Genomic DNA, 14,082 nt, shown 5'->3' with positions numbered 1-14,082 from the left:
TATGAAGCAATGGATTCGCTGGTCAGGCCTGGCCGCATTTATCGTTATTTCCCTGGTTCTGGTTGCTCTGTTCTGGTTTGTTGCCGGCCCGTTAATCGAAAAAGGCATTGAATCGTTTGGCTCCGATGCCGCCGATGCCAAAGTGGAAGTGGACAGTGTGTCGCTCAGTTTAAGTCCGCTGGGTTTTGTTATTCATGGCCTGACGGTTGCCGACAGCCGCAAGCCGATGACCAATGCTCTGCAGCTGGATAAAGCGACCGCCGAACTGGAGCTGGCGCCACTGTTTCTGGGTAAAGCCATTATCAGTGATCTGGCGGTGGATAATCTGCAGTTTGGCACTGCCCGTACAAGCTCCGGCGCGCTGGAGAAAAAGGCAGTAAAAGAAGATGAAGCAGAGCAGGTTGCAGCCAAAGAAGAGACCGCTTCGCCTTTCAGCAGCGTGGACCTCCCCAGTGCCGATGAAATACTGGCGCGTGAATCCCTGCGTACTGAGCAGGCCGGTGCTGAATTTGAGCAAAGTTATGCCAGCCATAAAGAAGCGGTAGATCAGGCACTGAATAATGTCCCGGATGATAAAGCCCTGAGCCAGTACGAGCAGGAAATCAAAGCGCTGACGTCCGGCAGCTTTAAATCACTGGATGATTTTAAAGCGCGTAAGAAAAAACTGGATGAACTGAAAGCCCGTTTCAAAAATGACAAAGCCGCAATTGCAACGGCGAAAAAAGCAGTGGCTGAGGCGCGTAGCGATATCGCTGACAAGCTCAAAGCATTAAAAGCAGCGCCGGGTGAAGATATCAGCAGTATTCGCGGTAAATACCAGCTGAATGCCGGTGGTGCTGCCAATATGAGTGCTCTGCTGTTTGGTGATCAGGCCGGCGAATGGGCGGAGAAAGCCCTGTACTGGTATGAAAAAGTAAAACCGTATCTGGCTGAAGATGAAGCAGGCAGCGCGGCAGAGGAAGAAAGCCCAAAAGCTCCGCGTGATGGCCGCTTTGTGCATTTTCCGTCGGATAATCCATGGCCGGGCTTTTTACTGCGTAATGCACAGCTGACAGCAAGCACAGCTTCCGGAAATCTGTTGATTAATGCGCAGGATATTACCAGTGAGCCTCGGGTGTTAGGTCGTCCGACGCGGATTCTGATCAATGGCTCAGGTTTAAAGCAGGTTGAAGATATGAGCGTGGATATTGTACTCGACCACCGTAAAACGCCGGGTACCGATACACTGACGCTGACGATCAAAGACTGGCAACTGCATGATATGAATCTGGGCGTTGCCGGCGCCAAACTGGCTTCGTCACTGGTACAGGTACAGGGTCTGGCCGTTGTCAGTCAGGGTAAACTGAATGCCCAGAGTGATGCGCAGTTTGGCCGTACTCAATTCAGCAGTAAGGGAAAAACAACCTTTGCCAAAGAACTGGGGCTGGCACTGGCGAACGTGCAGCAGTTTGATGTGAATGCCAAAGCCAGTGGTAAAATCACCTCGCCGGATTTCAGTTTAGGTTCAGATCTGGATAAGCAATTAAATGCTGCTTTTGGTGCCCGCCTCAAAGACAAACAGGCGGAGCTGGAAGCGAAGCTGCAGGCCAGACTGGAGCAGAAACTGCAGGGCTATATCGGTGATTACGCCGGTAAGCTGGGCGAGTTCAACCAGCTTGAAGGCTCGCTGGACCAGCGCCTGAATAAAGTGTCAGAGCTGGCTGGTCAGAACCTTGAAGATTATCAGGCGCAGAAAGAGCGTGAAGCCCGTGAAAAAGCGGAGCGTGAAAAAGCCGCTGCCAAAGCTGACGCTGAACGTAAGAAAAAAGAAGCTGCAGAAAAAGCCAAAGAAAAACTGAAAAACCTGTTTTAACGAGAGATAACCATGCAGACCCGTAAGCTGAACCCGCTGGAATTTCATGAAACCCGAATCAACCCGCAGCGGGTTGAAGCCGGTGAGCCGGTGGTTGATTTCTGGGAATACGTTGCCGCGATTCCACCCGAAGATTTTGCCTTTGCAGATTGCCGGGCCGGTAACGTTACCCATGTGTACCGCATGGAAGATAAGTACGAACACGTACTGATCAACAGCCAGTATCAGGGCGTAGCGATGGTGATAGTGGTCGATCTGCAGAGCCAGTCTATTTATGGACACATGCTGCTGGATCTGAACCCGGCGGGGACTAAAGAGCCGGAGGCCTGAGGCTAAAGCGGAAATAAAAAACGGGGCTGATGCCCCGTTTTTTTATCAGAAGAATAAACCCGCTTCTAACTGGGCTTCTTCGGTCATCATGTCACGGCTCCATGGCGGGTCGAACACCAGTTCAACTTCAACGCGTTCTACATTCGGTACTTTGGCGACACGGTATTTAACATCGGAGATCAGTACCGGGCCCATACCGCAGGTTGGCGCGGTTAAGGTCATACGGATTTTTACCGCGTTATTGTCGATATCGATACCGTAAATCAAACCCAGATCAAGCAGGTTGATCGGAATTTCCGGATCATAAATGGTGCGCAGCGCCTGACGGATCTGATCTTCATGCACCAGACCGTCGCTGCGCTGTTCAAATTCAATTTCTTCGGCTTCAAGACCCAGGGCTGCGGCATCGGTACCGTCAACGCGCAGCATATTGCCGTTCAGTGTCACGGTGTAATTGCCACCCAGAGCCTGATTGATGGTGACAAAGCTGCCGGCCGGAATGGTGGTTGGCGTACCGGATGGCACCATACGGGCGGGGCAGGTGGCGTGCGCCACGACCATTCTTCTTTCCACATTGACTCCTGTATGAAGCTACTGCGCTCGTGACGCTTCATGAATGTTGCTATTGCCGCGATATTTTCAACAAATTTCAGCAGCTTCGGTTAAACCGAAAATGATTCACCGCAGCCGCAGAGATCTTTGGCATTCGGGTTGTTGAACTTAATGGTGCTGTTCAATCCTTCTTTGCTGAAATCAATTTCAGTGCCGCGTACATAAGGTGCAGCATCGGCGGCAATAAACAGCAGAATATCGTCGGCCACCTGAATGGTCTGATCACCGTCATGAGCCTGTTCGACAAATTCGATATCGTATTTAAAGCCGGAACAACCGCTTTTTTTCACACCCAGACGAATACCTTTCATCGCCGGATTTTTCGCCAGCTGTTTGCGGATATGGCTGATAGCCGCTTCCGTCATACTGGCGCTGGCAACCGCATTTGGGTCGTAGGTGGCTGGCTGTGCATTTGGATCAAAGGTTTCGGTGCTCATTGTCCTTCCATCCTCAGAGTAAAAACAGTTTGGCTTTTTCCAGGCCTTTAAACAGTGCGTCCACTTCTTCCAGCGTATTGTAGAAGGTGAAAGACGCCCGCACAGTGCCGGGAACTTTAAATTGCTCCATCACCGGCATGGCGCAGTGATGGCCTGTGCGTACCGCAATACCCTGCTGGTCGAGCAGGGTGCCGACGTCGGCCGGGTGCGCACCTTCAAGAATAAAGCTGAATACTGACGCTTTATGAGCGGCATTACCGATAATGCGGATTCCGCCCATCTCAGCGGCCAGCTCGTTGGCGCGCGCCAGCAGGGCATCTTCATGGGCTGCCAGAGCTTTACGGTCGAGGGTATTTAAATAATCAATGGCGGCTGCCATACCAATGGCGCCGGCAATGTTGGGCGTACCGGCTTCGAATTTATACGGCAGAACGTTGTAGGTGGTTTTGCTGAAACTGACGTGCTCAATCATTTCGCCACCGCCCTGATAAGGTGGCATAGCATTGAGCAGAGCTTCTTTGCCATAGAGTACGCCGATGCCGGTCGGGCCAAAAAGTTTATGGCCGGAAAAGGCGTAAAAATCGGCATCCAGCGCCTGTACGTCGATATCCCAGTGAGCAACGGCCTGCGCACCATCGATCAGCACTTTACTGCCGTTGGCATGGGCCAGTGCAATAATGTCTGCTACCGGATTAATGGTTCCGAGGGCATTGGATACGTGTACAACCGAAACCAGTTTGACTGCGGGAGTCAGCAGGCTTTTAAAGGCGGCCATATCCAGCTCGCCATTTTCCAGTACCGGAATGGGCAGCAATTCGGCGCCACTTTGCTCACACAGCATCTGCCAGGGCACGATATTGGAGTGGTGCTCCATACCGGAGACCAGAATGCGGTCGCCGGCTTTAATATTGCTTCGGCCCCAGGTGGCTGCCACCAGGTTAATGGCCTCGGTAGTGCCGCGGGTCCAGACGATTTCTTCCGCTTTGGCCGCATTTAAAAAGCGCTGTACGGTTTTACGCGCGTTTTCAAAATGTTCAGTCGCACGGTCACTCAGGGTATGAGCACCACGGTGAACATTGGAGTTATCGTGCTCGTAATAACGGCTCAGCGCATTGATAACCGCTTTCGGTTTTTGCGTGGTGGCACCGTTATCCAGATAAATCAGCGGCTTGCAGTTCACTTCCTGATGCAGGGCAGGGAACTGTTCGCGGATGCTGTTTAATTGTTCCGGGCTGATTGTACTCATGCGTCTTCTCCGCTGAGACCGGCAGCTTCATTTTCCAGCAGATGACGGCTTAACGACTGATCGCGGCCAAAACGGCGCGCCAGTAATGGCCGCAATACCAGTGCGATGTCTTCGTGCGGAAGAGCTTCGAGTAATTCGTTAATAAAGCCAAAGCTGAGCATGACTTCAGCTTCTTTTTTGCTGATGCCGCGGCTCTGCATATAAAACATGGCTTTTTCTTCCAGCTGAGCAACGGTCGCACCGTGGGCGCATTTTACGTCGTCGGCGTAGATTTCCAGTTCCGGCTTGGTGTAAATCTCAGCGGTATTGGTCAGCAACAGGTTTTTATTGCTTAACTCGGCCAGTGTTTTCTGCGCCTGCGGATGAATATGAATACGGCCATTAAATACAGCACGGGCTTTGTCATTCATAATGCCGCGGAATACTTCGTTGCTGGTGCAGTGCGGCACTTTGTGTTCAATGCAGGTGTGGAAATCCAGCAATTGCTGGTTCTGCGGAATATACACGCCGTTCAGTTCGCAGTGCGAGCCACTAACATTGTGATTAACCACAATATCGTTACGGGTCAGGCGGGTGCCCAGGCCCAGATGAAAAGCGTTGTACTGACTGTCACGCGCCAGATCAACATGAGTGCTGCCGATATGCAGGGCATCTTCCTGCATTAACTGCAGGCGGTAATGTTGCAGGCGGGCGTTATCGCCAATCACCAGCTCGCTCAGAGCGTTGGTAAAGCTGTTCTGCGGCTGTTCATCGGAAGCATAATGCTCAACCAGCGTTGCTTCGGCACCGCTCTCCAGTACCATTAACATACGGCTGGTGATGCTGAACGGCTGCGGATTATTACTGCTCAGCCAGCTGATCTGCAGCGGCTGTTCGAGGCGCTGGTTTTTACCGACGTGAATCAGTACGCCATCGTTCAGGGCGGCATTATTCAGGTCATTAAATAAATGCGCGCTGCCGCTGTTACTGCTGCTGGCCTGCGCCAGTACAGTGCCCAGATGCTGGCTGATTAATACCTGTTGCTCTGCATCTGCCTGGCTGAACAGGGTAACCTGTTGCAACGCCAGGGCATCGGATAATTCGCTGCTTAACCGGCCATTAATAAATACCAGTCGTGCTGCTTTTAAATTGCCCAGAGTTGCCACTTCACGCAGCCCGGCGGTTAATTCCGACTGGCTGGCAGTACGCTGAAAATCACCGGTCAGCAGGTTATGCAGCGAGGTGTATTTCCAGGCTTCGGTTTTACGGTTGGGCACAGACGCTGCGGCAAAGGCTTGTTGGCCGGCTGCATTCAGGGCAGCCAGCAGCGGGTTGCGGGCCTGCTCTGTGGCCAGCGCCAGCTGTTGTGCGTGAAACTGTTCTGCCATGTTACGCCGCTCCGTTGTCTGCGCTTTCCAGCCAGCCGTAGCCTTTTTCTTCCAGCTCCAGTGCCAGCTCTTTACCGCCGGATTTAACGATGCGGCCGTTGGCCAGTACGTGAACGTAATCCGGTACGATGTAGTCGAGCAGACGCTGATAGTGGGTCACCACAATAAAGCTGCGGTTGGCATCGCGCATCGCATTCACACCTTCGGCTACCACCTGCAGTGCGTCGATATCCAGACCGGAGTCGGTTTCATCGAGAATGCACAGGGACGGTTCGAGCAGCATCATCTGCATCAGTTCATTACGTTTTTTCTCGCCGCCGGAGAAGCCTTCGTTGACACCACGCTTAAGAAAGCTCTGGTCGAGATTAACGGCTTTGCATTTTTCCCGCGCCAGTTTTAAAAACTGAACGGAATCCAGTGCAGGCTTGCCCTGATGAGCGCGCACGGCATCAACAGAGGCTTTTAAAAATTCGAGGTTGGAGACACCGGGAATTTCTACCGGATACTGGAACGCCAGAAATAAACCTTCACGGGCACGTTCTTCCGGCTCCATCTCAAGAATATCTTTACCGTTCAGGGTGACACTGCCATCGGTCACTTCATAACCATCACGACCTGCCAGAACGTTGCCCAGAGTACTTTTACCGGCACCGTTCGGACCCATGATGGCGTGCACTTCACCGGGTTTAATCTCCAGGTTCAGACCTTTGAGAATGTTTTTGTCTTCTACGTTGGCGTGCAGGTTTTTAATGCTGATCATGGTTAGCAGTACCTTTTTTCAGTCTGTCATCCGCGCGATGGCAGATAAATTTCAATTTTTTAGTCCCGGTTAAGTCTGGCCTTAATCAGCCGACAGAACCTTCCAGTGACACTTCCAGTAACTTGCCGGCTTCCACCGCAAATTCCATCGGCAGCTCTTTGAATACCTCTTTACAGAAACCGTTAACGATCATGGACACGGCTTTCTCGGTATCAATGCCGCGCTGACGGCAGAGGAATAACTGGTCGTCGCTGACGGTTGAGGTGGTGGCTTCGTGCTCCACGACCGCAGAAGGATGTTTGCTTTCGATATAAGGGAAAGTATGGGCGCCACACTGATCACCGATTAACAGCGAGTCACACTGGGTGTAGTTACGCGCACCGGCGGCGGTCGGATTCATACGTACCAGACCGCGGTAGGCATTCTGACTTTTACCGGCAGAGATACCCTTGGAAATAATGGTTGAGCGGGTGTTTTTACCCAGATGAATCATCTTGGTGCCGGTATCGGCCTGCTGATAATTATTGGTTAACGCCACGGAATAAAATTCGCCGACCGAGTTATCGCCTTTTAATACACAGCTTGGGTATTTCCAGGTCACGGCAGAACCGGTCTCTACCTGGGTCCAGCTCACTTTGGCATTGGTATGGGCAACGGCACGCTTGGTTACGAAGTTGTAAATACCGCCTTTGCCTTCTTTATCGCCGGGATACCAGTTTTGCACGGTGCTGTATTTAATTTCGGAGTTGTCCAGCGCGATCAGTTCAACCACCGCTGCATGCAGCTGGTTTTCATCACGCATCGGAGCGGTACAGCCTTCGAGGTAGCTCACGTGGGAACCTTCGTCGGCAATAATTAGGGTACGTTCAAACTGACCGGTTTTGGCTTCATTAATACGGAAGTAAGTGGACAGCTCCATCGGGCAGCGTACGCCTTTGGGGATGTATACGAAGGAGCCGTCAGAAAACACGGCTGAGTTCAGTGCTGCGTAAAAATTGTCACGCTGTGGCACGACGGTGCCGAGGTATTTTTTAACCAGTTCCGGATGCTCATGCACGGCTTCGGAAATCGGCATAAAAATAACGCCGGCTTCGGCCAGTTTGGCGCGGAAGGTTGTGGCAACGGATACCGAGTCGAATACGGCGTCAACGGCGATGCCGGCCAGCGCCATCTGCTCATGCAGTGGGATACCCAGCTTTTCATAGGTACGCAGCAATTCAGGGTCGACTTCGTCGAGGCTTTTCGGTTTGTCAGCCATGCTTTTCGGCGCGGAATAATAAGACAGCGCCTGAAAATCAACTTCCGGGTAATGCACATGCGCCCAGGTTGGCTCAGCCATTTCCTGCCAGGCACGGAAGGCTTTTAAACGCCATTCGGTCATCCACTCGGGTTCACCTTTTTTGGCGGAAATAAAACGCACCACATCTTCGCTCAGGCCCGGTGCAATGGTGTCTGACTCGATGTCGGTAACAAAGCCGGCCTGGTAGTCGTTACCAATGCGGCGTTCGATTTCAGCGTTGCTGCTCATAGTGAACTCTCTCGTATGGATGCGGCCCGATCTGCCTGCGGTTCCGCTCAGTGAAACCGCTGTGCGCCGGACCCGCGTCTGGCGTTTACCCTGATGTATCATCCGCTCCGTCCCGGGGGATGTCTGACGTGCGGTGCGCTCTTGGCGCCATATTCTAACGCAGATCAGGGTAATAACAGAGTAATTTAGTCGGGTATATTAATCAATACCGTATTGGTATGCTTTAATGGATGCGCGCATTCTAGCAAAGCGGATGAATTCTGACCAATCGCGACATATTCTCGTTTGGCCAGACCCTTAACTACTGATCAGACAGGGCAGGAGTATGCTGAAAATAAGTAAGCTGACCGATTATGGCGTGGTCGTCCTGAACGAGCTGGCACAGGCCGGCGCGGTTAAGCTGTCGACCGACGACATTACCGGCCTGACCGGGCTGGCACTGCCCACGGTGCGTAAAGTGATGAAAGCCCTGGTCGACAGTGGTCTGGTAAGCGCCCAGCGCGGTGCGCGCGGTGGCTACCGCCTGGCGCGGGCGCCGGGGCAGATCCGTATGCTGGATGTGGTGCAGGCCTTTGAAGGCCCGGTTGCCCTGACCGAATGCGCGGCCGACGATCATCAGTGTGACATCACCGCCAGTTGCTCACTGTCATCTAACTGGGGCGGCATCAATCAGCTGATTACCCAGGTGCTGGCACGGGTGACCTTGCAGGATATCCGTAACCCGGAGCGTCAGGAACAGCTGGTGCGTGATGCGGTACCGCTGACTTCCTTTATTGAACTGGTGAATCTGTCCTGATACAGGTCCTGCTGCCGACAATTTTCTGTCATCTTTTCTTATTAGAATCGCCGGAAATCTTTCAGGATGACCGACGATGCGCTTCTTACTCTTCTTTCTGACTTTCTGGCTGGCTCCTGCCCAGGCGCTTGAGTTACAGGCGATGGGAACTTATCGCCGTCTGCATAACGATGTGTACCTGGCGGCTGTTTACAGCGACCTGAACGACAGCCAGCAGTGGCTGAGCGCAGAGCAGCCCCTGGCTCTGGAAATCCGTGTGCTGGCGGAGCGTATATCGCCGCGCCGTTTTTACCGGCTGTGGAATGAAGGGCTGGCCATCAATCTGAGTGAAGCGGAAATGAATGCGCGTTTGGAAGATATCAGCCGCTTTACCAATCTGTTGCAAGATGATTTGCGTGAGGGAGACCGGATGCTGATCAGTAATGAAAGCGGTCCCTGCCGTGTGCTGATCAATGATGTGGAAGTACTTCTGATTGAGGATGGTAGTTTTGTGCGTCTGTTGCTGGCTGCCTGGATTGGCAAGTTCCCGCAGTCTCCGGGATTTCGTGAAGATCTGCTGCGGATGAAAGCAGCGGAGCGCAGCGAGCTGAAAGCCAGTTGGGATGCCAGGCAGGTCAGGCCGGGGCGGGCAGAGGCCGTTGCGGGCTGGCTGAAACGTGACGCGGATCACGTTGCTCAGGCACAACCGGTCACAGCGGCGCGACCTGTCGCAGGCGGAAATGTAACGGTGGTGGCGCAAAATGTGGAGTCCAATGTACCAAAATTGTCACAACCTGCAGTAAAAACGCCGCCAGAGGTTACAGAACAGGTGTCGCTGCCGGAGGTGTCGGAGCGGAAAAAACAGCCGGAAACGGCATCGGATCTGGCGGCCAGAGCGGCAGAAAAACGTGAAAAAGAGCGTGCTCTGGCAGCAGCCGAACAGGCCCGGGAGAGGGCACAACTGATCGCCCGTCAGCAGGCTGAGATGCAGTATTACCGTGCCTTGTTGCGGCAGGCCAATAGTCAGGTTCAATACCCGGATCAGGCACTGAGAAAGCGGCTGGAAGGCACGGTGCGCGTGAGTTTGCAGCTGAACCGTTTCGGCGAATTATTGCTGGCGGATACCAGTGAAAGTTCGGCGGTCAGTCTGCTTGACCGGGCAGCCTTACGGGCCGCGAAAAAAGCCGCGCCATACCCTCCGGTGCCAGAGCTTCTGCAGGGTGAAAACTTTGAATTTGATATCCCTTTCCGCTTTGTTCTGGCCCGTAACTGATTTTATTTTTGTGATTAAAAACAAGGAATTAGGTCACACTTTGGGAGGTTGCAAAACCTTTCTCCGGTGGCGCAAAGGGTCGTTGAGTACTGTTGACTGCAAGCACATTATACCTGTGTCTATTGAGTTGTATGAAAGCAGGAATAGAGGTTTTACCATGCGTAGTCTGCTTGCCGTTTTTGCTGCTCTGATCTGGTCGGTACATAGTCAGGCCGCTGAATTACAGGGCGTCGGTATTTTTCAGACGCTGAACAAGCCCTGGTTTTTGACCGCACTTTATACGACCGAAGTCAGTGCCGCCGATAAATCGGCCGTCACCGAAGCGCCGCAGCCGGAGCGTCTTGAGTTTAAGGTGGTGGAAGACAAAATCAGCGCTTACCGTTTCCGCCAGTTATGGCAGGAGGCCTTTGCCGTGGTTCATGGTGATGATATCTGGAACACCTATGCGGCCGATCTTGGTGTGTTCTTTGATCTGCTCAAGGGGCCGTTAAAAACCAATGATCATCTGATTATTGAGCAGAACAACGGCGCGGCGGTTGTCAGCCTCAACTATCGTGAGCATGCCCGTTTGTCGTCCGGTTTTCTGCCATTGCTGGTCAGTACCCTGACCGCGCGTATTGCCCCGATTCCGGAGCTGAAAGCCGGCTTGCTGGGTGAATTACCGGCGTCTGAAGCCAAGACTCTGTTGCTGAAGTATGATCGTGGCGAGCCTTCGCTGCGCCGTATTGCCGAAACTGCCCGCTGGTTACGCCGTAAAGAGCCGCAGGTCAGCGCTCAGGCATCGGTTGCAACCAATCTGCAGGCAGCCCGCGTCCCTACCCTCTGATATACTGCGCGCCGTTATTAACGGCGGCGCTTCTTTGTGTTCGCCTGATATTGCTCTGGTATTGATCTGCTATTGCTCAAAAGGTGTGCATGACTCCCGACTATCTTGATCGTTTTGGTGGTATTGGCCGTTTGTACGGCGTTGCCGGTCTTCAGCGTCTGCACGCATCCCATGTCTGTGTGGTCGGCATTGGTGGTGTGGGTTCCTGGGCGGCGGAAGCGCTGGCGCGTTCCGGCGTAGGGGAAATCACCCTGATCGATATGGATGATATCTGCGTTACCAATACCAATCGCCAGATTCATGCGTTGGGCGGGGATATCGGCAAGCTGAAAGTCGAAGCCGTGGCCGAGCGTATCCGCCGTATCAATCCTGAGTGCAAAGTGCATGCGCTGATGGAATTTGTGACCGTCAATAATCAGCGGGAATTAATCCATAGCGGTATGGATTATGTGATTGATTGCATCGACAGCGTAAAAAACAAAGCAGCCCTTATTGCGCACTGTAAACGCAATAAAATCCGTATTGTTACCACTGGCGCTGCTGGTGGTCAGACTGACCCGACGCAGATTCAGGTCGCGGATTTAAATAAAACCTTTAATGACCCGCTGGCGCGTAAAGTACGTTCCTTGTTGCGGCGTGAATATAATTTTTCGCGTAATGCCGCGCGTAATTATTCCATTCCCTGTGTATTTTCCAGCGAGCAGCTGCAATACCCGCAGCCGGATGGCAGTGTCTGTCAGACCAAATCCTTTGACGGCGACAGCACACGGCTGGATTGTTCATCGGGCTTTGGATCGGCCACCATGGTCACCGGCACCTTTGGTTTTGTCGCTGCCGCCCGGGTGGTGAAACGCATTGCTGATGAGTCCGGCAAAAAGAGCTGAGGTGTTTTAACCGTTGCAGGCGGCGCTTTACAGCGCCGCACCATCAAACACCTCAGTGCGCAGGCTGAACGGGTCGATACCTTCAATACAGCCGATATTCACCCGGTAATGGCCGGGCTTGCGCAAGGTCTGGTGAAACGTATAAATACCGCAATGGCGGCAGAAGTGATGTTTGGCGATACCGCTGGCAAATTCATAGGTGGCCAGGGCGTCATTCTGTACGCCGATGGTTATCTCATCCGCAGCCAGTACAAAGCTGGTCATTAAGGCGCCTTTACGGATGCAGATGGAGCAATTGCAACGCAGGCCTTCGCTTATTTCTTCATGGCTAAAAGAAAATTTTACAGCGCCGCAGTGGCAGGAACCTGAATACGCTCTCATTGCACATTCTCTTGTTTAAAATTCAGCCAGCTGAATGAACGGCGCAAAAAAGCGACGGCATTGCTTTCAACCATCAGGCCGTGTGCCATGCTGATTTTCTCCGGCTGCCAGTCGATAATCCGTAGCATATGAGCGCGGGCTTCAGCCTTGTGAAACAAAAAGCTTAAACGCCAGTCGGCCGGCATTTTACCGTTGGGGGCGAGAATCCCCGCGGCTTTGGCCAGCAGACGTTTCAGCGGGGTAAAAGAATCCGGGGCAAAGTTTTCGATCAGGTCTGTGACGATCAGTATTTTTGATGCTTTGTGAAAGAAGACGGCTTCTTCCATTACCGCAGAGCCGGTAAACAGCAGTTGTTCTATATCGTCCTGCCAGGGGGCGCTAAAGCCGGCAGTGAACACTCCGTCAAAGCGGATATCGGCACGTTTCTGCTGTACGCCCTGAGTTCCGAACAGCTGCGCCTGAGGGTATTGCTGCTGCCACTGGGGCAGAAAAAGATGATGCAGCTGGTTGGGTGCGATCAGATAGCGAACGGGGCCAAGCTGATCAATCTGCTGCTTCAGCGTCTCATCCAGACGAATTGGACTGTGTATCCAGAGCGAGCCACACGACAGGCGAATCACTGTCATGCGGGTGGTATAGGGAAGGGTGAAAAAAGGTACCGCTTCCCCGTCAAAAGACCAGATATTATCTGCAAGATTATTCATCGCACTCCCTGCCTTATGTCTGTTCAATGTTGCGGACGGTTAACCGGGCACTCCGGCATCCGGCATTCGTTCACCTCGATGGTGATATGCGCCAGTTGGTGGAAATCACTCAGCAATGCTTTGTAGTGATCGGTATGGCGTGGCTGGTGGGTCACCAGCGAAATAATCGCCGCGTAATCATTACCGCTTACTTTCCAGATATGAATATCGGCTACCTGATTATCACCATCCTGTTCAATGGTCTGACGGATAGCGGCACGCTGTTGATCGCTGATACTGGCGTCGAGTAACACCGGTGCACTTTGTTTAACCAGACCGATTGCCCAGCGGGAAATAATCAGAGCACCGACAATGCCCATTAACGGATCAAGCCAGTTAAGGCCAAAATATTTACCGCCCAGCAGCGCGGCAATGGCCAGCACCGAGGTCATGGCGTCCGCCAGGACGTGCAGGTAAGCGGCGCGTAAATTATGGTCATGGCCTGTATGGCTATGGTCGTCATTATGATCGTGATCGTGGTGTGCATGGTCATGATGATCATGGCCGTGATGATGGTGGTCTTTCAGCAACAGCGCACTGACCAGATTCACCGCGAGACCGAGCAGGGCCACCAGAATGGCCTGATCAAATTGAATGGCGTGCGGCTCAAATACCCGTACCACCGATTCGACCAGCATCACCAAAGCCACGACGGCCAGCGCCACTGCACTGGCAAAGCCACCCAGAACATTCACTTTACCGGTGCCAAAACTATAGGCCGGATTATCGGCATGGCGGCGTGCATAGCGGTAAGCAAATAAAGTAATAAGAAAAGCGGCCACATGGGTGCCCATATGCCAGCCATCGGCCAGCAGTGCCATGGATCCGTACCAGGCGCCGGCGATAATTTCTGCCACCATGGTAACGGCGGTCAGAATCAGTACATAAAAGGTATTGCGCTCGCCATCCGGATTGCTGCCGCTGAAGTGGTGTGGGTGCTGCCAGTGGCTGATATTGTGCTCGGTCATTAAAACCCCTGTCATACATTTAGCATACGGCTTCCACTAAATTGGAACGCTATGCCCAGATTTCATGATGTATCGCGACAATCTTATCGCACTTAGCGGC

At 52.9% G+C, this 14,082-nt stretch carries 15 protein-coding genes; 6 read left to right on the top strand and 9 right to left on the bottom strand.

The annotated features are described in order from the left end of the window. Window position 1 precedes the first annotated feature (1 nt). The gene (locus tag HUF19_RS11705) at window positions 2-1,852 is read left to right on the top strand and encodes a TIGR03545 family protein (protein WP_260996794.1); all 1,851 of its coding nucleotides are present in this window, start codon (window positions 2-4) and stop codon (window positions 1,850-1,852) included. 12 nt (window positions 1,853-1,864) lie between these two features. Beyond that, window positions 1,865-2,182: a hypothetical protein gene (locus HUF19_RS11700; RefSeq protein ID WP_225690885.1), complete on the top strand. Its 318-nt coding sequence runs from the start codon at window positions 1,865-1,867 to the stop codon at window positions 2,180-2,182. A gap of 45 nt (window positions 2,183-2,227) precedes the next feature. Here the strand turns inward: HUF19_RS11700 and sufT are convergent, their stop codons facing one another. The 6 genes from sufT to sufB form a co-directional block, all read right to left on the bottom strand. After that, window positions 2,228-2,755 carry a putative Fe-S cluster assembly protein SufT gene (gene sufT / locus HUF19_RS11695; protein ID WP_260996793.1) on the bottom strand — a complete coding sequence of 176 codons (528 nt, stop codon included), beginning with the start codon at window positions 2,753-2,755 and terminating at the stop codon, window positions 2,228-2,230. An 89-nt stretch (window positions 2,756-2,844) separates the two neighbouring features. Then, window positions 2,845-3,231, bottom strand: a complete 387-nt coding sequence (locus HUF19_RS11690) for a HesB/IscA family protein (protein ID WP_260996792.1) — start codon at window positions 3,229-3,231, stop codon at window positions 2,845-2,847. A 13-nt stretch (window positions 3,232-3,244) separates the two neighbouring features. Further along, a complete protein-coding gene (locus HUF19_RS11685; RefSeq protein WP_260996791.1) occupies window positions 3,245-4,477 on the bottom strand; it encodes an aminotransferase class V-fold PLP-dependent enzyme in 1,233 nt (410 codons plus the stop codon). Beyond that, window positions 4,474-5,844: a Fe-S cluster assembly protein SufD gene (sufD, locus tag HUF19_RS11680; protein WP_260996790.1), complete on the bottom strand. Its 1,371-nt coding sequence runs from the start codon at window positions 5,842-5,844 to the stop codon at window positions 4,474-4,476. The genes HUF19_RS11685 and sufD overlap by 4 nt, the downstream gene beginning before the upstream one ends. Window position 5,845: 1 nt before the next feature. Further along, window positions 5,846-6,604: a Fe-S cluster assembly ATPase SufC gene (gene sufC / locus HUF19_RS11675; protein ID WP_145470095.1), complete on the bottom strand. Its 759-nt coding sequence runs from the start codon at window positions 6,602-6,604 to the stop codon at window positions 5,846-5,848. An 85-nt stretch (window positions 6,605-6,689) separates the two neighbouring features. After that, window positions 6,690-8,132, bottom strand: coding sequence for a Fe-S cluster assembly protein SufB (sufB, locus tag HUF19_RS11670; RefSeq protein WP_145470096.1), 1,443 nt, complete (start codon window positions 8,130-8,132; stop codon window positions 6,690-6,692). Window positions 8,133-8,457: 325 nt separating this feature from the next. Between sufB and HUF19_RS11665 the strand changes: the two genes are divergently transcribed. The 4 genes from HUF19_RS11665 (at window position 8,458) to tcdA (ending at window position 11,890) form a co-directional block, all read left to right on the top strand. Continuing rightward, a complete protein-coding gene (locus tag HUF19_RS11665) occupies window positions 8,458-8,928 on the top strand; it encodes an SUF system Fe-S cluster assembly regulator (RefSeq protein ID WP_260996789.1) in 471 nt (156 codons plus the stop codon). A 76-nt stretch (window positions 8,929-9,004) separates the two neighbouring features. Beyond that, complete coding sequence (locus HUF19_RS11660; RefSeq protein WP_260996788.1) at window positions 9,005-10,180, top strand: TonB family protein; 1,176 nt, start codon at window positions 9,005-9,007, stop codon at window positions 10,178-10,180. 157 nt (window positions 10,181-10,337) lie between these two features. Continuing rightward, a complete protein-coding gene (locus HUF19_RS11655; protein WP_260996787.1) occupies window positions 10,338-11,006 on the top strand; it encodes a hypothetical protein in 669 nt (222 codons plus the stop codon). Between the two features lie 89 nt (window positions 11,007-11,095). After that, entirely contained in the window at window positions 11,096-11,890 is a 795-nt protein-coding gene (tcdA, locus tag HUF19_RS11650) for a tRNA cyclic N6-threonylcarbamoyladenosine(37) synthase TcdA (protein ID WP_260996786.1), read from the top strand. 27 nt (window positions 11,891-11,917) lie between these two features. Here the strand turns inward: tcdA and HUF19_RS11645 are convergent, their stop codons facing one another. Genes HUF19_RS11645 through dmeF form a run of 3 tightly spaced genes read right to left on the bottom strand, consistent with a single transcriptional unit; the run spans window position 11,918 to window position 13,982 of the window. Then, the gene (locus HUF19_RS11645) at window positions 11,918-12,271 is read right to left on the bottom strand and encodes a GFA family protein (protein ID WP_436317709.1); all 354 of its coding nucleotides are present in this window, start codon (window positions 12,269-12,271) and stop codon (window positions 11,918-11,920) included. Beyond that, a complete protein-coding gene (locus HUF19_RS11640) occupies window positions 12,268-12,975 on the bottom strand; it encodes a DUF4336 domain-containing protein (protein ID WP_260996784.1) in 708 nt (235 codons plus the stop codon). The genes HUF19_RS11645 and HUF19_RS11640 overlap by 4 nt, the downstream gene beginning before the upstream one ends. Before the next feature lie 23 nt (window positions 12,976-12,998). After that, the gene (dmeF, locus tag HUF19_RS11635) at window positions 12,999-13,982 is read right to left on the bottom strand and encodes a CDF family Co(II)/Ni(II) efflux transporter DmeF (protein ID WP_260996783.1); all 984 of its coding nucleotides are present in this window, start codon (window positions 13,980-13,982) and stop codon (window positions 12,999-13,001) included. Window positions 13,983-14,082: the final 100 nt, after the last annotated feature.

It is taken from the genome of Thalassolituus hydrocarboniclasticus (assembly GCF_025345565.1).
GTDB classification, from domain to species: Bacteria; Pseudomonadota; Gammaproteobacteria; order Pseudomonadales; family Oceanobacteraceae; genus Venatoribacter; species Venatoribacter hydrocarboniclasticus.
The sequence above is the reverse complement of the archived record's forward strand: the minus strand, read 5'-3'. Positions and strand labels throughout refer to the sequence as shown.

What these genes read in the sequence shown, in the direction of transcription:
- HUF19_RS11690 (WP_260996792.1), bottom strand. Translation starts at nt 3,231, where the DNA reads ATGAGCACCGAAACCTTTGATCCAAATGCACAGCCAGCCACCTACGAC.
- sufB (WP_145470096.1), bottom strand. Translation starts at nt 8,132, where the DNA reads ATGAGCAGCAACGCTGAAATCGAACGCCGCATTGGTAACGACTACCAG.
- HUF19_RS11700 (WP_225690885.1), top strand. Translation starts at nt 1,865, where the DNA reads ATGCAGACCCGTAAGCTGAACCCGCTGGAATTTCATGAAACCCGAATC.
- HUF19_RS11685 (WP_260996791.1), bottom strand. Translation starts at nt 4,477, where the DNA reads ATGAGTACAATCAGCCCGGAACAATTAAACAGCATCCGCGAACAGTTC.
- sufC (WP_145470095.1), bottom strand. Translation starts at nt 6,604, where the DNA reads ATGATCAGCATTAAAAACCTGCACGCCAACGTAGAAGACAAAAACATT.
- HUF19_RS11640 (WP_260996784.1), bottom strand. Translation starts at nt 12,975, where the DNA reads ATGAATAATCTTGCAGATAATATCTGGTCTTTTGACGGGGAAGCGGTA.
- HUF19_RS11665 (WP_260996789.1), top strand. Translation starts at nt 8,458, where the DNA reads ATGCTGAAAATAAGTAAGCTGACCGATTATGGCGTGGTCGTCCTGAAC.
- dmeF (WP_260996783.1), bottom strand. Translation starts at nt 13,982, where the DNA reads ATGACCGAGCACAATATCAGCCACTGGCAGCACCCACACCACTTCAGC.
- HUF19_RS11655 (WP_260996787.1), top strand. Translation starts at nt 10,338, where the DNA reads ATGCGTAGTCTGCTTGCCGTTTTTGCTGCTCTGATCTGGTCGGTACAT.
- tcdA (WP_260996786.1), top strand. Translation starts at nt 11,096, where the DNA reads ATGACTCCCGACTATCTTGATCGTTTTGGTGGTATTGGCCGTTTGTAC.
- HUF19_RS11660 (WP_260996788.1), top strand. Translation starts at nt 9,005, where the DNA reads ATGCGCTTCTTACTCTTCTTTCTGACTTTCTGGCTGGCTCCTGCCCAG.
- sufD (WP_260996790.1), bottom strand. Translation starts at nt 5,844, where the DNA reads ATGGCAGAACAGTTTCACGCACAACAGCTGGCGCTGGCCACAGAGCAG.
- HUF19_RS11645 (WP_436317709.1), bottom strand. Translation starts at nt 12,271, where the DNA reads ATGAGAGCGTATTCAGGTTCCTGCCACTGCGGCGCTGTAAAATTTTCT.
- HUF19_RS11705 (WP_260996794.1), top strand. Translation starts at nt 2, where the DNA reads ATGAAGCAATGGATTCGCTGGTCAGGCCTGGCCGCATTTATCGTTATT.